Genomic DNA, 16,714 nt, shown 5'->3' with positions numbered 1-16,714 from the left:
ACCAACCCGGCCGAACATTCATAGCCGAACTCGTACGTTCAAATAAATAGAGCAGAACAGGATCTAAAAATAGACTGCTCTACTCCCTATTCAACTGAAACCGAAATCTATCATAACACGAAAAAAAATCGCTTAGTAGACTAGACTTTTTGTTTTATTTTTTGTAGGCATCGCACTGTAAATCTTCTGACACTTCTGTAATTTCAACTTCAACACCTAATTCTTTTAGCACCGCTTCAAGCGCAGAGACGATTGAAGCTTCTCTGACTAACTCTTTCCCATTTACAGAAACGCTTGTTCCATATTCGAAACAGGAGTCGTCTTCACAAGTTTGTTCCCAATGATTAATTTTAATTTTGTGTGTCATGAACTCATCCTTTTCTGTCTAGATGTCTGATGCATGATTATAGTGTAGCGACTTCACATTCATTTGTAAATTTACGTGCTTACTCTTCAACAGAATCATCATCATATTCTTCGTCCCATTCATCTATGTACTTCGTTTTAATGAGGGTCAGTTCTCCTTCTTTTTCATCAAACCGGTACACATGTACCTCATCATCTTTCACAACAGCAAAGTGATTATTTTTTAGTGCAACAGCTGATTGTAAAAAGCCTTCTATATGTCCATTATCATCTTGATTCGCATAGTTATGCGAGCTTTCCTGTCTCGATTCAATGTTTGAAATGGCGCACGATCCAAATAAGACAACAATCCCAATCAATAGAAGGATCACTCTAATCCTTCTTAATTCAAGCTCTGCATTTTCCATATCGCTTCCCTCACCTTTCTTCATATCCAATAAGGGATTATACGCAAAATAGACTGAAAAGTTTCACGGCATGCAAAATAGCCCCTCTGCACTGACAAAAAACGTAGCGGGTTCCGGCCGGTTTATTCGCAGATGCATGGGGCTATTAGGTCGAACATATCCTATTCTAATTCTAGATTTACATTCTTTTGAGGTGCAAATGTAGAAATGGCGTGTTTATAAATAAGCTGCTGCTTCCCTTCTGTTTCAAGCAGCACCGTGAAATTGTCAAACCCTTTCACTTGACCGCGAAGCTGAAAGCCATTCAGTAAGAATACTGTGACAAAGGTATTGTCTTTACGGATTTGATTCAAAAATTGGTCCTGAATATTAATCGGTTTCATGTTTCGTCCTCCTTGATTCTGATAACTACAGTTTCGCTTTAAGTCCAAGCTTTCCTGCTATATATGCGAAAATTTCCTCTTTTTTGTCTGAAAAGTGGCAAGGCGGTGTCATGTCAAACCAAGTGACATCCATTTTATTACGAAACCACGTGAACTGACGCTTCGCATATCTACGGGAATTTTGCTTTAATTGCCGGGTGGCTTCATCAAGTGAGCAGTCACCTTGAAAATACGCATACAGCTCTTTATAACCAATCGCTTGAACCGATTGACAATCCTTCAAGCCAGATTGATAAAATGCGCTCACTTCTTCAATTAAGCCTTCATCTATCATCATATCAATTCTTTGATGAATACGCTCGTACAAAAGATCTCGATCCATTTTCAGCCCAATGAAGGCTGTCTCATAAAGAGGAACTTCTTGATGACCGTTTTGCATCTCCGACATTTTCTGACCTGTTGTATGGATCACTTCCAGCGCCCGGATCACGCGGCGGACATTATTCGGATGAATGGCTTTTGCAGCATCAGGATCTACTGCCTTTAGCTTTTCGTGCAGCTGAAGGGGGCCATGCTGCTGTTCAAACAGCGCCATTTCTTCTCTAAAAGCAGGATCACTTTTCTCGTCGGTAAATGTGTAATCATATAAAACAGATTGGATATACAAACCTGTTCCGCCTACAATCATGGGTGTTTTCCCTCTAGCGGCAATCTCTTTGATTTTCATACGGACCAGCTGCTGAAATTCAGCTGTAGAAAAGGATTCGTCCGGCTCTTTAATATCAATTAAGTGGTGCGGGACACCATCCATTTCTTCAGGGGTGATTTTAGCTGTTCCAATGTCCATTCCTTTATAAATCTGCATAGAATCACCGCTGATAATTTCTCCATTAAATGCTTTGGCTATATGAATGCTCAGTTTTGTTTTGCCGACAGCCGTCGGTCCTACTAATACAATCACTGGTTGTTTCGCTTTTTTCATAACATCACTCTCTTTTACAAACTGCCTACAGTATAGCATAACTTCTCTTACTCTCCTATATACAGCCTATCACCAGCCGAGTGGTTCATTTCCGACCACTTCGTATGTCTTTCCTTTTAAACGGTGCGTATGCGTCGGCCGCTCCTCGTCCGGACTATAGACGACTCCTCCATACGGAATGGGGACAGAATCGTTATAGGCAGAAAACGTGACTTCCTCAATCTCGTGATAGTGCGTACCATCCAATCTTGGTATCGCAGGCCCTGTGATGCCGTAGTATCTGTGGAAATGCCCCCTCTCAAAAGAGGTGACTCCGCGATAAAAGTGTGTATGCTGATCGGTATTGCTTCCATTGACAGGCTGAGAAATGCCTTCTATTAAATGATAATGCTCTTCTGTTACATCCGTTCGTGCTTTATATGCATGAGCATGCGGCGGGCATTTTGCCCAATCAGATGGATACAGGCCCATTTTTGACATTCCTCCTTATATTAGGCGTTCACCCAAACACATATAGGCCATTCGAATACACTGATGTCAGTTACAGTGATTTTATGTGAGAGGAGCCTTTTTTTATGAATTATTTTGACACACCGCCATTTATGCAAGAAGACATGAGAAGACCTTTTGGTTTTGGACGCCCGGGCTTTGGGTTTGGGAGACCTGGATTCGGTTATGGTAGACCCGGATTCTTCGGACCTCCATTTTTAGGTGGTTTTGCTGGAGGTCTGCTTGCTGGATCTCTGCTTGCGCCAGGATATGGCTATGGGTACCCTTATCCACCGCCATACCCGCCATATGGACCATATCCTTATTATTAAATATGACGTTTTAGTGAAAATATCTGTTCATCAAATGAACCGATTGACACACTCGTTTTTGCTGGGTTAACATTTACTTTACCGACCGTTCAGTAAAGTAGGTGTTTTTTTTATGTCTAAAACCAAAAAAGAGCAAATCTTTGATGCAGTTGCCCGCACGATTTTAAAAGAAGGATTAAGCCAGCTTACCCTTCAAAGTGGCAGAGCATGCACATATGACCAAAGCCGGCCTGCTTTATCATTTTGCAAGCAAGGAAGAGCTCATCCAAAAAATGAATGAGCACGCGATTCTTTGCTTTCGTCAGCAGCTCGAAACGTATCAAGCAACTTACAAACACGAAAAAGCGCCTTATGTACGTGCATATATATCGGCCACATTACATGATCTTGATCATCAAAATACGATCCAGCTATGTACAAGTATGCTGGCTACTATGTCATTTGATGAAGCGTTATTGAACCCTTGGCGTGATTTTTATGCAGAGTTCAAAGCGAAAGCAGCTGAAGAAATAAATGACCCTGCATTGAGTCAGCTGATCCGTCTTGCATGTGATGGGATATGGTTTTCAGAAATGTTTCAGCTTGAACCGCTGAACCGAGAGGAAAAAAACCTTTTACTTCATCGGATTTTACACCTATTAGAGGAGGGATGATCATGATCCTCGGATATCTTTTTCTAGCTGTGGCCATTTTTTCAGAAGCCATTGGCGCCGTGATGTTAAAACTCTCAAATGGCTTTACGCGCTTTAAGCCTAGCGCTGTCGTTGTTGCTGGCTATACACTTGCATTTTATATGCTGTCATTGACACTGAACATCATTCCGCTTAGCATGTCTTACGCAACATGGTCTGGGGTTGGTACAGTCCTCACGGCTATTTTTGGCGTGCTTTTTTTCAAAGAAACCTTGAACCAAAGAGCAGTCATTGGGATGGCGATGCTTGTCTCAGGGGTCGTACTTTTAAATATGCCATAAAGGATGTGGGAGATTGTGAAAGGAATGCTCTATTTAACAGGGGCCATTTTGACAGAGGTTTTTGGCAGTATGATGCTGAAGCTTTCACAAGGTTTTTCGCAACTGCTGCCGAGTATTGGGGTCCTGATCGGATTTGGCTGTGCCTTTACCTTCCTCAGTCTGGCACTTAAAACGATTGACCTTTCGTCTGCTTATGCGACATGGTCTGGCGTTGGAACAGCACTCACTGCTCTTATCGGACTCGTGCTGTTTAATGAAACCATTCACATAAAAGGCTTTATCGGTCTTGCACTTGTGATATGCGGTGTGATTGTCTTGAACCTGTCCAAAAAACAAAAGGAAGAAAACAAAGAACAAATCGAGCAAACCGAATGGACGTCATAAAAAAAGTCATTTTCTCCATTTAATAAGAGAAAATGACTTTTTTGTTTTACCCGCCAACTTGAATGGTTTCTTCTAAGGAAATGGCTACATTTCCTTGAACAGCTCTTGAGATCATACATGAGCTTTCAGCTTTATTCGCGAGCTTGCGGGCCAGCTCAATATCTTGTGCGGAAGCGGATGCTTTGAGGATGATGACAGGCCGGTGGATGATTTTTTCATATGTAATCACACCATTGGTCACATCTACGACAGCCTCAGAACTCATCGTTAGATCCTCTTTCTCTAATTGGCTCCGCTCCATCATAGCGGCAAGTGTAATAATATAACACGTAGCCGCTGCACCCAAGAGCATCTCATCTGGATTTGTGCCAATGCCGGGACCGTCCATTTCTTTTGGAATTGAAATCTTCGTTTTTAACTGTTCACATGAGATTGTACCCACATCGTTACGCAGACCAGGCCAGCTCGCCTGAAGATGAAAATGATGACGCGCCATATTCGTCTCTCCTTTTGTTATCACTTTTTATAGTGTAACAAGAATTCACGCTACTTGTCTTAACATGTGCACCATCTTTATGTATATTCCTCATCCAGCACTGTCCGAATCGCCCTGACGTACCGGTAGAACGTCTCGTTTTTTGTACTCGACCGCCGCCGAAAGTCAAAACTGTCAAATAAAGCTTCACGCTGACTTCTACTAATTTCCAGCTGTACACTTTGCCCTGTTTTAGTAAGATTATTAATATTATGATTGCTTGTTCCGCTCAGGGTTGCGTGTGCGACAGCCAGTTCAGCTGAAAACCCGTTCCGCTCTAATGAATTCACAATTTTTTCTGCACGGTCGTAATCTGTACCGCCAACGAGAGTATGGTCAATTCCTTCCTCACCTTTGTATCCATGCACTGCTAAGATATAATCGTGTGCTTTTGCCTGCGCGACGCCGACTGGCTCATCAAAGTTTGTACTTGTAATATGAAGTTCTGACGCATTCTCTCTTAAACCTTCAAACAAATACGTAGAGAAATCATTATCGAAAAAATGAACGATCTCGCTCACGCCGCCTTCAATCCTCCCGCCATGGGGTGACATCACAAGAAGACGGCTTCCAGGCACTGGGTTGGCTGTAATCTGATAGCTGCTTGTTGATTCGTTATCTTCCAGTTCTTTAAAATTGCGATAAATATCATTTGAACCGCTTTCGTCTTCCCCACCTGATGACACTGGCTCATCATGTTCCTGTGCTTGCATCGTATAATAAACGCCCCATCCGATCGCAAGCAGGAGAAGCAAAGCAAAAAACTTCTTCATTCCCGTTCTCCTTTAACAGATTTCTAAGCCGTTTCTATGATTTATATTGAATCATCATTTCTTTTCATTTTTTCCACTTTTTCTCTTCAAAATTGATCATAACACTCTAGATCATGAGATTCCTCAAAAATAAGATAATTGCATTTATATACACAGAAACGCCTCACCTCTTTGAAAACAGAGTTAGAATAGTATGACAAACAAATGAAGTTATGTTTAAAATGACCTAGTTCTATCCAGTCTGTTTTCTTTAATTCGGCTTGTTTTTATATGGATTTGATTTTTTTCCTCTGTGACAAATCACATTTGTATGAGCATTGACCCTGTCTAATCCCCCCTTTTTTCTGCAAAATCGATTGTTTCACCGGTTCTCTAAGAAGAACTCTCCCACCTATCATCGGCTGATTCTACATGTTTTCCACCTTTTTCTATTATTTTACAAAATGTAAGCGCTTTTCTTTTTCATCAGAATTGAGTAAGCCGCCAATATGAAGGAAAGGAGGGACAAGAATCCGAACCAAGCAGCTCTCATTCTCATAACGTAAGAGTGTACAAGAATGGATAGCTAGAATGGAGGGCATCACATGTTTGGATTTTCTATGGTGCAAATGGTCAGAACACATGCTAGTAAACTGGATCAGCCTTTAAGAGAGACCGTCCTTCACCTTTATAAACCTTTTAAATGGACGCCTTGCTTTCTTCATCGTTTCTTTGAAGGAAGATTAAAGAAGAGAAAGAAGCTTCGTGTGATCATTGAATTTAAGGAAGGTGCGGTCGAAGCAGGTATTCAAAACACAAAACAGTTCATGAAAAAAAGTAGAAAAACAAATATCAAACGGCACTTTTCACATATCGACTGCTGCGCTGCTGACCTAACACCGACTGCTTTAGAGGAGCTGTTAGCAAATAGTGAGCATATTCGTAAAATTTATTTAGACCGGAAAGTTCATGCACTTCTGGATGTGGCCACACAAGCAAGTCATGCTGATGAAGTCATCCGAAACGGTACAACCTTAACAGGGGAAGGTATTACGGTCGCTGTCATTGACACAGGGATTTATCCGCATGTAGATCTAGAAGGAAGAATTCGCGATTTTGTGGATTTAGTCAAGCAAAAAACAAAGCCTTATGATGATAACGGGCATGGCACTCACTGCGCTGGAGATGTAGCTGGAGACGGAGCAGCCTCAGATGGCTTGTACAAAGGACCTGCTCCAAAAGCTAATTTAATTGGCGTGAAAGTGTTAAATAAACAAGGGGCTGGATCACTTTCTACTATTATAGAAGGTGTTGAATGGTGCATCCAGTTCAATGAAGAGCACCCTGATGATCCGATTCATATTATGAGTATGTCACTAGGCGGAGATGCCCAGCGCTATGATGACGAACAAGACGATCCGATGGTGCGCGCTGTCAATGCTGCTTGGGATCAAGGCATTGTTGTATGCGTCGCTGCCGGAAACTCTGGTCCTAACAGCCAAACGATTGCGAGCCCTGCCGTCAGTCAAAAAGTTATTACGGTTGGCGCATTTGATGACAGGAATACACCAGAATCAAACGATGATATTATGGCACCATTTTCGAGCAGAGGTCCTACTGTTTATGGTGAAACAAAGCCTGATATCCTTGCACCAGGAGTAAACATCGTCTCTCTCAGATCACCAAGGTCCTTTCTAGATAAATTTGATAAATCAAGTAGAGTCGATGACGATTACACGACATTATCTGGGACATCTATGGCAACACCGATTTGTGCTGGAATTTGCGCTCTTCTATTAGAGCATTCACCAGATTTAACGCCCGATGATGTCAAAACCCTGTTAAAAGAAAATACAAGCAAGTGGTCTGGGGATGACCCGATGATTTACGGAGCAGGTGCCATTGACGCAGAAAAAGCCATCAAAGAATAAATAAAAAAAAGCCCTTTACGTTAACTCGTAAAGGGTGTTGTTTTTCTAGTTATTATGTGTGAAGTCTTTCATCTACTTGAGCAGCTGACATGTTATGCTTCGTTCTCATACATCTCATCTCCTTTTTGAATGTGCGTACGCGCTTCGATCACAATCTCAAAAAAAGTGGAAGATTCCTTGTACATGTCGCGTTCCTTATAATAATTAGCCGCATCAAGTGCTAATTCCTCTAAATCAGCAAACATTTTTTTGCTTCGCAGACCAAAAAGTGCCGACCTCAATTGCTCACAGCCGTCTTTCTCTATATAGAGCGCCTGCAAAAATTGGAATTTCAACTGATAAATTTCATCTTCCAATACACAAGCCTCGTCCATTCCTTTAGATATGGCATCGCCCGCCTGCTGGATATCTCCGAGTTTAAAACAGGTAAGAGCAAGTGAAAACAATGATTTGATCATCGTGGATGCTTGATCTTTTTGATAAAGGGAAATGGCTTGTTCAAAAAAGACAGTCGCTGTATGGTACGTTCCCATACTATAATGACAAGTGCCTAAGTTATTAAGAGCCATCGCTTTAAAGTAAGATGTGCATTCTTTTTTTTCCATCGCTTCACAGACCTTTAACGCTTTTTCTAAATAAGGAAGCGCTTTTTGATACTGACTTGCATCAATCCAATTACCTGCCATGACAAAATCACATTGAATGCTTCTTTTTCCATAAAGCTGATGTTTTTTATAAATGTCTCTCGCCTTTTTAGCATAATGCATGGAGAAATAAGTTTGTTTCATATGATAGTATACTTCAGCGATTTTATAGTAAAATTCCGCTTTTTCAATCTCATCTGTCACTAAGATCAGTTGATGTTCCGCATGCTTGTAATAGGAAATGGCATCGATATACCGGCGCTGGATAAACGCATACATTCCATGGAAAAAATGAAAGTAATAGCCGAGTAAGCCTGTCATCTCGTCTTCTCCATCTTCCATTTCTTTCGGAAAAGACACGGCTTGAAGTGCTTCACTCCCTGCATGGACTGGCGTTAAATGCTGAAGCATCATTTGATGGCGAAAATCCATTAGAGAATAATATAGAAGTAAATCTTGATCCTCTTCCATCTCATGAATTTCTTCTTCAACAAGCCGCTTCATGTCGTTTGCTTGTTCGACTTCAAATTTGCAAATATGCGTGTACCATTGATTGATCTTTACACCTACTTCGGAAGATGGTATTTTGTGTGCCATCCACTTCAGCCCCATTCTATCATATCAAACTGATAACTATTATTTTACATAATTTATGTTTTTAAGGCAAATTGTAAGTTATTACATAATTTATGTTCATTTCGCATATTTCTATCTTTTTTACCAAGTTAAAATAGAGTACTTTTGCCCATCAAAACGGTTTTTCTACGAAGATGGGGCAAATTCTCTTAATACTTCTTTTAAAGCACTGATATAATGTCTGAATGCTTTTTTCTTTCCTTTTCTCGTATCAAAATGGTCGAAAAAGGCTTCTCTCTGCGCCGTACTAATTTCTAGCTGAACACTTTCACCACTCGCATTTCGATTATTAATATTTTTGGGATCTGTTCCTGAAAGCCGTTCTCCTTCTTGCACCATTTCTGCAGAAAATCCTCGGCCCTTTAATTCTCGTACAACTGCTCTTTGCATTTTTTCGTTTGTCCCGCCAACTAGCGTGTGTCTTTTATCACTTTTATAGCCGTGGATGGAAATGGAGAAGGGGTACGTTTTAATCATTTGAACCAAAATCGGTTCATCAAACTTAGTGCTTGTAATATGCAAATCACGATTATTGTCTTGTTTCGTTCCTTCAAACAAATACGTAGAGTACCTTTCTTGAAATGCTTCTACAATTTCACTTGTTCCTGGTTCAATTTCCCCTCCATGAGGAGAAAAGACGAGTAAATCACTTCCACCCTTTTCGTGAAATTCTATTTCATAGCCTTCTTTTTCATGCCTGATAAGCTGTTTAAAGCTTTCATATTGATCCCCTTTTTTTCGCTCTTTTTGATACTTTTCTACCTCTTCTTGATGTTGCTTTTGCTCTTTTTTTTCTTGAACAGAATGGCTGCATTTCACCATTAAAAGAGCACACAGGATTAGAAAGATGAATCCACATATCAGTAGCCTTTTCATTTCACCGCTCCTTTTCATTCTCTTAGGTGTCATCTTATCGCATTATTTTACTATCAATAGCTAACAAAATTCAAAGGTTGTCCGGCTCATTTGAACGAATCAGGAGAACTTACCTGTTTTTTTATGCTGCCCTAGGTATTTCTGACTTCTTTGAATCATTCGTTGTTTGAATAAAAACTGCATCGTATGACCTTATTTTAGCTTTAGTTAAAATCACCTACAAAAATGGACATGTTTTTCTGATTTCAAACAAAAAAAGCCGTAAACAAAAGGTATGCCCTTCTGTTTACAGCCAATTACTGTATATCCATCATTAAACTCTTAGTTCATTTTCTAAGGCTGAAAGGACTTCATCTTGCGACAGTCCTTGTGCAAGAGAAATCTCACTCACTAACATGCCTCGTGCATCTTCAAGCATCTTCTTTTCACTTGAATTTAATGCTTTCTTCTGATTTCGTCTCATCAGATCCTTCACAACATCTGCACCATCTTTGATCTCACCTGTTTTTAGCTTTTTCAGATTTTCATCATATCTTTGCTTCCAAGTAAGCGTTTCGTCGTTTGTTTCTTCTGCAAAATTGTTCATCACAACTTTCAGCGTTGCTTGATCAGCGACCGGACGTATACCTAGTTGATTGATTCTGCCTCTTGGGATCATCATCTGCATATTCGGCATTTGAATCAGAAAATATTCCTCCGTCTTACCTAAAATTTCTTTTTCTTCCATTCCTTCAATCACACCGGCACCATGCATAGGATAAACAATTTTATCACCTATTTGAAACAAATCCGCCACCTCCGAAAGTATTCACAATATGATTATAACACATTTCATCTGTGGATAAAAATTTATATTCTATCATGTTATTTTAGCACTAGTCAATTCTTTTTGTTTGAGTTTTTCAGAAAAAGCCTTTTTTTACAAAAAAAACGCCATCATCCAGTCCCCTTGTCTTATTCTTGCATATACTAGCATTGAGTCACATTTAGGAGGGATGACAATGTGCAAATGCAAGTGCAAACATTCCCACTCAAACTGTTATAAAAAGCATGACGATCATCGCCATGTTGATCCATGTAAAGAAAAGAAATCTTATCATAAAAAAGATGATTGGTTTGAGAGCGATTTCTGGGATACTTCCAGAAGCTACGATCCCTATTACTGTCCTAAAAGTGTCTGCAGCAGCTGTAAGAAGCGTCGTAGAAGAAGACATGGCTTCTCATATTAGCAATTGACGCTTTCACCTGCTTTTCGTTTTCCCGGCTGAAAAGCCGGTTTTTTTCATATGGATAGGCTCATGAAACGGATCATGCTCATAGGATAAGGCAACCTGACATAAAGGATGAGATATAAAATGAACAATATGAATAGCCCAATGAATCACCATCACCAAGAAAATCCCTATCATACGTTTGAGAATGTGTATACAGCCAATCATGAGCATGTGGTCGCGCCAAACATGCATGATCCTATGAATATACCAAATCATGATCATACCGGTAAAAAAGATATGTACAGCGGACACTATCCGCATCATCATTCAACCTATTCGCCGTTTCCAAATCAGCATGATGCCTTTTCACATGTTCCAATGAAGGATCACCATCATCTTGGTCACTATGGTGGATACGGAATGATGCCATATCATCCATACGGATATCAAGATATGCATATGATGATGCCAAATCAGCAAATGACAGGCCATGGTTATGGAATGAACCAACCAAATGCGCTTTTCCCCCGTTATTACTAAAAAAGCAACAAAATAAGGGTATAATATACCATTTAATACCATATAGGAATATGGTAACCTTATAGGTAAATAATGGGTGTAATCATCTATTATTTACCTATATTCAACAAGGGGGAAGGAAGAAATGAAAAAAACATGGACAATGATCATGATGGGAATGCTTACACTGGTCATGGCACTATCGGTACCGATTGCCGCATCCGCAGAAGGAGTCAAAACGGAGGAAGGCAAAGCATCAACGAATGCAAGACCAGCTGAACTTTATGCAAAAATTACAGGTACAAGTAAGCAGGAATGGTCTTTTTCTGACATTGAGCTGACATACCGCCCAAATTCTATTTTAAGTATCGGTGCCATTGAGTTCACATTGCCTGCAGGCTTTCAAGCTACAACAAAAGACATCTTCAATGGAAAAGCATTAAAAGACAGCTACATTTTGAACAGTGGAAAAACTGTCCGCATTCCAGCTAGAATCGATTTATTAGGAATCTCACAATATAAATTACAACTTTCACATAAAGTACTTCCTGCTGCAGGTACATACACGTTCCGCGCAGAAAATCGTGCGCTTAGCATTGGTTCTAAATTTTATGCAGAGGACACCCTTGATATTCAAACACGACCAGTTGTGGTCACACCGCCAAATCCTTGTGGATGCTAAATAAAAAAGCGCTCTAATAAGAGCGCTTTTTTATTTGATCACATGACCCGTTTAAACATTTTCTCCATTTCATATGTCGAGTGATGAATGATGATCGGCCGGCCGTGCGGACAAGTGAAGGGGTCCTTTGTCTGCCGGAGTTCATCTAATAGGGCTTTGATTTCATCATTTCGCAAATGACGATTTGCTTTGATAGAACCTTTGCAGCTCATCATGATCGCCGCTTCTTCTCTCAATTTTTTGATATCAACACGCTTCTCATCCAGCACTTGCTCTATAATCTCTTCGATCAGTCCAGCCTCTTCTCCTTTTGGAAACCACTGCGGATGCGACCGTACAATGTAGCTTCCTGAACCGAAAGGCTCTAAGAAGACGCCCACTTTCGTTAGTATCTCTTTATGCTCTTCAATAATCAGCATATCGTTTTTAGAGTAGTGAAATGTTAATGGGACAAGCATTTCTTGCACTTCCTGCTTGATCTCTCCTACCTTCTCACGATAATACTCATACTTGATTCGCTCTTGAGCCGCATGCTGGTCGATGATATAAAGCCCTCGTTCATTTTGAGCCAAAATATATGTGCCGTGCATTTGCCCAATTGGATACATCACAGGGACGCGTTCGTTTTCAGGAATCGTTTCTGTCACTTCTTCGCGCAGTACCGTCTCTTTATCTTCAAGTGAAGCGGCGGATTCCTCTAAATGAACACGCTCAGATGCGGCTTCTTCATAAAATACTGGTGATGATGGTTCCGTCTTCTCTTGTTTAGACATTCCGTATGCTCCGGTATGACTTGTCTCATATAAGACCGATTCGAGCGGCTCCGGCTGATAGGATAGCGGTGTTTCCGCTGGGCTTGGGTTTCCTTGTTTTGCATCGAAGGTTAAGGATTGCTGCTCATTTTTTAAAGCTGGCATTGGTGCTTTCTTTGGTACCGAAGCACTTGGAATGAGCTGCTGCTTTTGAAACACTTCCTTAATTCCTTGTTTGATCAGCTCATGAAGTTCCTGCTCTTTACTAAGTCTCACTTCAAGCTTCGAAGGGTGAACGTTCACATCCACTAAAATGGGGTCCATCTTCATCTCAATAAATGTAATCGGATGGCGGCCAATCGGCAGCAGGGTGTGATACCCTTCATGGACCGCTTTCACGAGCGGAAAATGCTTAACATATCTGCCGTTTACAACAGAAGACATATAATTCCGTGATGCCCTTGTCACTTCTGGCAAGGAGATATATCCTTTCACTTCAAAATCAAGTGATTGCACGTGAAGCGGCACCATTTTTTTCGCAACAGCTGTCCCGTAAATGGCCGCCAGCACATGCCGCACATCTCCGTTTCCGTTCGTCTGAAGCAGGACTTTTCCTTGATGACGCAAGCGAATCGATACTTCTGGGTGAGCCAGCGCAATTCGATTGACGACATCCGATATATTGCCAAGCTCCGTATGAACGGTTTTCATGTATTTAAGGCGGGCGGGCGTATTGTAAAATAAGTTGGTAACGACAATCTCGGTACCGCGGCGGCCAGAGGTTTTTTTCTCTGAAATGATCTTTCCGCCTTGTAGTACTAGGTGCGTTCCAGCTCCTTCACCAGTACTTGTTTTCATTTCTAGATGAGAGACAGATGCGATACTTGGCAGCGCCTCTCCCCTGAATCCGAGCGTTCTGACACGGAACAGATCATTTTCATCTTTAATTTTACTCGTTGCATGGCGCTGAAAGGCGAGCTTACAATCTTCAGCATCGATTCCAACACCATTATCAATCATTCTAATAGAGGAAAGACCTGCTTCTTCTACATCGATTTCAATCACTGTACTATTTGCATCGATTGCATTTTCCATTAGCTCCTTTACGACAGAAGCCGGACGCTCGACTACTTCACCTGCAGCAATTTTATTGGATAGGTCATCGGATAACTGAATAATCTTTGCCATTTTGCTCACCTCACCTTACATTATAATTTCTTTTGCAATTCATACAGCTTTGTCATGGCATCAAGCGGCGTCATATCCATTAGGTTGAATGACTTTAATTCGTCGATTATCGCTTGATCTTTATGTTTTAGAACTGCTTTTGTTTGCGGTTTTTCTTCTACTTCAAAGAAAGATAGCTGCTGTTTTTCTTCAATCTTTTCTGCTTTTGGTGCTGCAGATACGTGCGGGGTCACGTCATGTGATCCGCTCTCAAGCTCCGTTAAGATGGTCTGGGCTCTATCGATGATGGCATCAGGCAATTCAGCAAGCTGTGCTACATGAATACCATAGCTTTTATCAGCTGCACCTTCTTTAATTTGATGTAAGAAAACGACCGTGCCTTCATGCTCTTCAGCACGTACATGGACATTTTTCAGCTCGCTTAATTGAGACTCAAGGACCGTGAGCTCATGGTAATGTGTAGAGAATAGGGTTTTGGCACCAATATGATCATGAACAAATTCAATGATCGCCTGCGCAAGAGCCATTCCATCATAGGTGCTTGTCCCGCGTCCAATTTCATCAAATAAAATCAAACTGTTTTTCGTTGCATGCACCATCGCATTTTTTGCTTCGAGCATCTCTACCATAAAAGTACTTTGACCAGAAATCAAATCATCTGCTGCACCAATACGTGTAAAGATTTGATCGAAGATTGGAAGCGTCGCCTTTGACGCAGGCACGAAGCAGCCAATTTGCGCAAGAATTGAGATGAGCGCCATTTGTCTCATATACGTACTTTTCCCCGACATATTCGGTCCAGTGATGAGTAAGGTTTGTCTGCCTTTTCCCATATGGCAGTCATTCGGTACATATTCCTGGTGATCCAGCACTTTTTCAACGACTGGGTGACGGCCATCTTTGACATCCACGTCATCCTCTGAGAATTCCGGACGGATATAACGGCGCTTTTCACTGACAGTCGCAAAGCATTGAAGCGCATCCAGCTCACTCATTTGTTTTGCAAGCAGCTGTAATCTAGGAATATAACCTTTCACTTGCTCCCTGAGAGCTGTAAATAGTTCATATTCCAATTCGTTAATATTTGATTCTGCTTCAAGTATCAGTGCTTCTTTTTCTTTTAATTCAGGTGTGATATACCGCTCTGCATTGGCAAGCGTTTGTTTTCTTTCATAACGCCCTTCCTCCAGCAGATGTGTATTTGCGCGTGTCACTTCGATATAATAACCAAACACTTTATTAAACCCGACTTTTAAGGAGCGAATGCCGGTATATTCTCTTTCCTGCTGTTCAAGACGTGCAATCCAGTCCTTTCCGTTTCGGCTGGCATCACGGTATTCATCTAATTTTGCATTGTAGCCATCTTTAATCAAATTGCCTTCTTTTATTGTCATCGGCGGATTTTCATAAAGTGCATCTTCTAATAAATCGAGCAAGTCACCACAAGGGTCAATATCATTCGCTCTTGATTTCGCCTTTTCCTCTGGTAATGAATGAACGAGTTGTTTAATATCCGGTACTTGTTTTAAGGATTCCTTGAGCTGGATGAGATCACGGGCATTCACGTTGCCAAATGCCACGCGGCCTGCTAGACGCTCAAGATCATATACTTGCTTTAACCGCTCACGCAGATCCTCTCGTTCAAAGAAATGATCCATGAGAATTTGCACCATTTCCTGACGTTCCTTAATTTGCGAAAGACGAATGAGCGGCCGGTCGATCCACTGCTTGAGCAGTCTGCCGCCCATCGCTGTTTTTGTTTCATCTAACAGCCATAATAATGAGCCTTTTTTGCTTTTTGAACGAATCGTTTCTGTTAATTCAAGATTTCTCTTCGAGTAAAGATCGATTTTCATCGTTTGTTCAAGCTCAAACACTTGAACTTGCTGAAGATGATCGAGACTTCTTTTTTGCGTTCTTCTTAAATAGGCATATAGTGTGAAAAAGGCCGATTTTAGATGCTCGTTCAGGTGGGACACGAGTCGCTCAGCTTCATCGATTAATTCATCACTATCTTCGTATGAAATGGTCGCTTGGCAGCGTTCCTTTAAGGTCTTGACCGTTTCCTCCTCCAGCTGCTTTGATACCACAATTTCTTTTGCGCCGACAGAATAAATTTCAGACACGACCTCATCTAATCGATCGATGAAAGCCGCTATGTTTTCACCTGTAGATAAATCGGAAAGTGCAAGTCCATATCCATTTTCAAACTTTGTAACAGAGGCAATGAAGTTGTTCTCGTTTTCACTTAAGCCTTTACCATCCATAACCGTACCCGGTGTAATGAGTTGAACGACTTCTCTTTTGACCACACCTTTTGCCGTTTTTGGATCTTCCACCTGCTCACAAATCGCGACTTTGTAGCCTTTTGAAATCAATTGTTCTATGTATGCAGAAGCAGAATGATAAGGCACGCCGCACATTGGAATTGTCCCGCCATCTCTGCTTGTTAGTGTAATTTCTAGTTCTTGTGCCGCTTCTTTTGCGTCATCAAAAAACATTTCATAAAAATCGCCTAAGCGAAAAAATAAAAAGGCATCTTGATACTCTGCCTTGATTTTTAAATATTGCTGTATCATGGGCGTATAACTTGCCATATTTCTAATCCCTCACTATATTACATTCGAATTCATACCATCTTTCATTATAGCATAAAAAATCACCTTTTT

Annotated in this window: 19 protein-coding genes; 7 read left to right on the top strand and 12 right to left on the bottom strand. The window is 41.0% G+C overall.

Annotated features, from left to right (window positions below):
- Window positions 1-154: 154 nt before the first annotated feature.
- From C6W21_RS03955 to C6W21_RS03935, 5 genes are all read right to left on the bottom strand, one after another.
- Window positions 155-367 carry a hypothetical protein gene (locus C6W21_RS03955; RefSeq protein ID WP_003212415.1) on the bottom strand — a complete coding sequence of 71 codons (213 nt, stop codon included), beginning with the start codon at window positions 365-367 and terminating at the stop codon, window positions 155-157.
- A gap of 79 nt (window positions 368-446) precedes the next feature.
- Complete coding sequence (locus tag C6W21_RS03950; protein ID WP_106049386.1) at window positions 447-773, bottom strand: YmzC family protein; 327 nt, start codon at window positions 771-773, stop codon at window positions 447-449.
- A gap of 161 nt (window positions 774-934) precedes the next feature.
- Entirely contained in the window at window positions 935-1,156 is a 222-nt protein-coding gene (hfq, locus tag C6W21_RS03945) for an RNA chaperone Hfq (protein ID WP_003211269.1), read from the bottom strand.
- Between the two features lie 25 nt (window positions 1,157-1,181).
- A complete protein-coding gene (miaA, locus tag C6W21_RS03940) occupies window positions 1,182-2,138 on the bottom strand; it encodes a tRNA (adenosine(37)-N6)-dimethylallyltransferase MiaA (protein ID WP_106049385.1) in 957 nt (318 codons plus the stop codon).
- Between the two features lie 69 nt (window positions 2,139-2,207).
- A complete protein-coding gene (locus C6W21_RS03935) occupies window positions 2,208-2,609 on the bottom strand; it encodes a YmaF family protein (RefSeq protein WP_106049384.1) in 402 nt (133 codons plus the stop codon).
- 104 nt (window positions 2,610-2,713) lie between these two features.
- Between C6W21_RS03935 and C6W21_RS03930 the strand changes: the two genes are divergently transcribed.
- The 4 genes from C6W21_RS03930 (at window position 2,714) to erbB (ending at window position 4,316) form a co-directional block, all read left to right on the top strand.
- On the top strand, window positions 2,714-2,959 hold the full coding sequence (locus C6W21_RS03930; protein ID WP_106055934.1) for a spore coat protein: 246 nt from the start codon (window positions 2,714-2,716) through the stop codon (window positions 2,957-2,959).
- 215 nt (window positions 2,960-3,174) lie between these two features.
- Window positions 3,175-3,612 (top strand): TetR/AcrR family transcriptional regulator, encoded by a 438-nt coding sequence (locus C6W21_RS03925; RefSeq protein WP_262982922.1) that lies wholly within the window; start codon window positions 3,175-3,177, stop codon window positions 3,610-3,612.
- Window positions 3,613-3,614: 2 nt separating this feature from the next.
- A complete protein-coding gene (gene erbA, locus C6W21_RS03920) occupies window positions 3,615-3,932 on the top strand; it encodes an SMR family multidrug efflux transporter EbrA (protein WP_106049382.1) in 318 nt (105 codons plus the stop codon).
- A gap of 15 nt (window positions 3,933-3,947) precedes the next feature.
- A complete protein-coding gene (erbB, locus tag C6W21_RS03915) occupies window positions 3,948-4,316 on the top strand; it encodes an SMR family multidrug efflux transporter EbrB (protein WP_106050198.1) in 369 nt (122 codons plus the stop codon).
- A gap of 46 nt (window positions 4,317-4,362) precedes the next feature.
- On the opposite strand, the gene C6W21_RS03910 is transcribed toward erbB, so the two are convergent.
- Together C6W21_RS03910 and C6W21_RS03905 are read right to left on the bottom strand one after the other, a co-directional pair.
- The gene (locus C6W21_RS03910; RefSeq protein WP_106055933.1) at window positions 4,363-4,812 is read right to left on the bottom strand and encodes an OsmC family protein; all 450 of its coding nucleotides are present in this window, start codon (window positions 4,810-4,812) and stop codon (window positions 4,363-4,365) included.
- Window positions 4,813-4,889: 77 nt separating this feature from the next.
- Window positions 4,890-5,624, bottom strand: coding sequence for a poly-gamma-glutamate hydrolase family protein (locus C6W21_RS03905; RefSeq protein ID WP_106049380.1), 735 nt, complete (start codon window positions 5,622-5,624; stop codon window positions 4,890-4,892).
- A gap of 584 nt (window positions 5,625-6,208) precedes the next feature.
- On the opposite strand from C6W21_RS03905, the gene C6W21_RS03900 reads away from it, so the two are divergent.
- Window positions 6,209-7,534: a S8 family peptidase gene (locus tag C6W21_RS03900; protein ID WP_106055932.1), complete on the top strand. Its 1,326-nt coding sequence runs from the start codon at window positions 6,209-6,211 to the stop codon at window positions 7,532-7,534.
- Window positions 7,535-7,626: 92 nt separating this feature from the next.
- Here the strand turns inward: C6W21_RS03900 and C6W21_RS03895 are convergent, their stop codons facing one another.
- The 3 genes from C6W21_RS03895 to C6W21_RS03885 form a co-directional block, all read right to left on the bottom strand.
- Window positions 7,627-8,775: a Rap family tetratricopeptide repeat protein gene (locus tag C6W21_RS03895; RefSeq protein WP_106055931.1), complete on the bottom strand. Its 1,149-nt coding sequence runs from the start codon at window positions 8,773-8,775 to the stop codon at window positions 7,627-7,629.
- Window positions 8,776-8,940: 165 nt separating this feature from the next.
- Window positions 8,941-9,690, bottom strand: a complete 750-nt coding sequence (locus C6W21_RS03890; RefSeq protein ID WP_106055930.1) for a poly-gamma-glutamate hydrolase family protein — start codon at window positions 9,688-9,690, stop codon at window positions 8,941-8,943.
- 313 nt (window positions 9,691-10,003) lie between these two features.
- Window positions 10,004-10,477, bottom strand: coding sequence for a CarD family transcriptional regulator (locus tag C6W21_RS03885; RefSeq protein WP_106049376.1), 474 nt, complete (start codon window positions 10,475-10,477; stop codon window positions 10,004-10,006).
- A gap of 568 nt (window positions 10,478-11,045) precedes the next feature.
- Between C6W21_RS03885 and C6W21_RS03875 the strand changes: the two genes are divergently transcribed.
- Window positions 11,046-11,444 (top strand): hypothetical protein, encoded by a 399-nt coding sequence (locus tag C6W21_RS03875; RefSeq protein WP_106055928.1) that lies wholly within the window; start codon window positions 11,046-11,048, stop codon window positions 11,442-11,444.
- A gap of 124 nt (window positions 11,445-11,568) precedes the next feature.
- A complete protein-coding gene (bslA, locus tag C6W21_RS03870) occupies window positions 11,569-12,105 on the top strand; it encodes a biofilm surface layer hydrophobin BslA (protein WP_106049373.1) in 537 nt (178 codons plus the stop codon).
- Between the two features lie 38 nt (window positions 12,106-12,143).
- On the opposite strand, the gene mutL is transcribed toward bslA, so the two are convergent.
- Together mutL and mutS are read right to left on the bottom strand one after the other, a co-directional pair.
- Window positions 12,144-14,045, bottom strand: a complete 1,902-nt coding sequence (mutL, locus tag C6W21_RS03865; protein ID WP_106055927.1) for a DNA mismatch repair endonuclease MutL — start codon at window positions 14,043-14,045, stop codon at window positions 12,144-12,146.
- 20 nt (window positions 14,046-14,065) lie between these two features.
- The gene (gene mutS / locus C6W21_RS03860; protein ID WP_106049371.1) at window positions 14,066-16,642 is read right to left on the bottom strand and encodes a DNA mismatch repair protein MutS; all 2,577 of its coding nucleotides are present in this window, start codon (window positions 16,640-16,642) and stop codon (window positions 14,066-14,068) included.
- Window positions 16,643-16,714: the final 72 nt, after the last annotated feature.

Origin of the sequence: Bacillus sp. NMCN1 (genome assembly GCF_002998085.1) — a bacterium.
GTDB lineage: Bacteria > Bacillota > Bacilli > Bacillales > Bacillaceae > Bacillus.
This window is presented reverse-complemented; position numbering and strand designations above follow the sequence as displayed.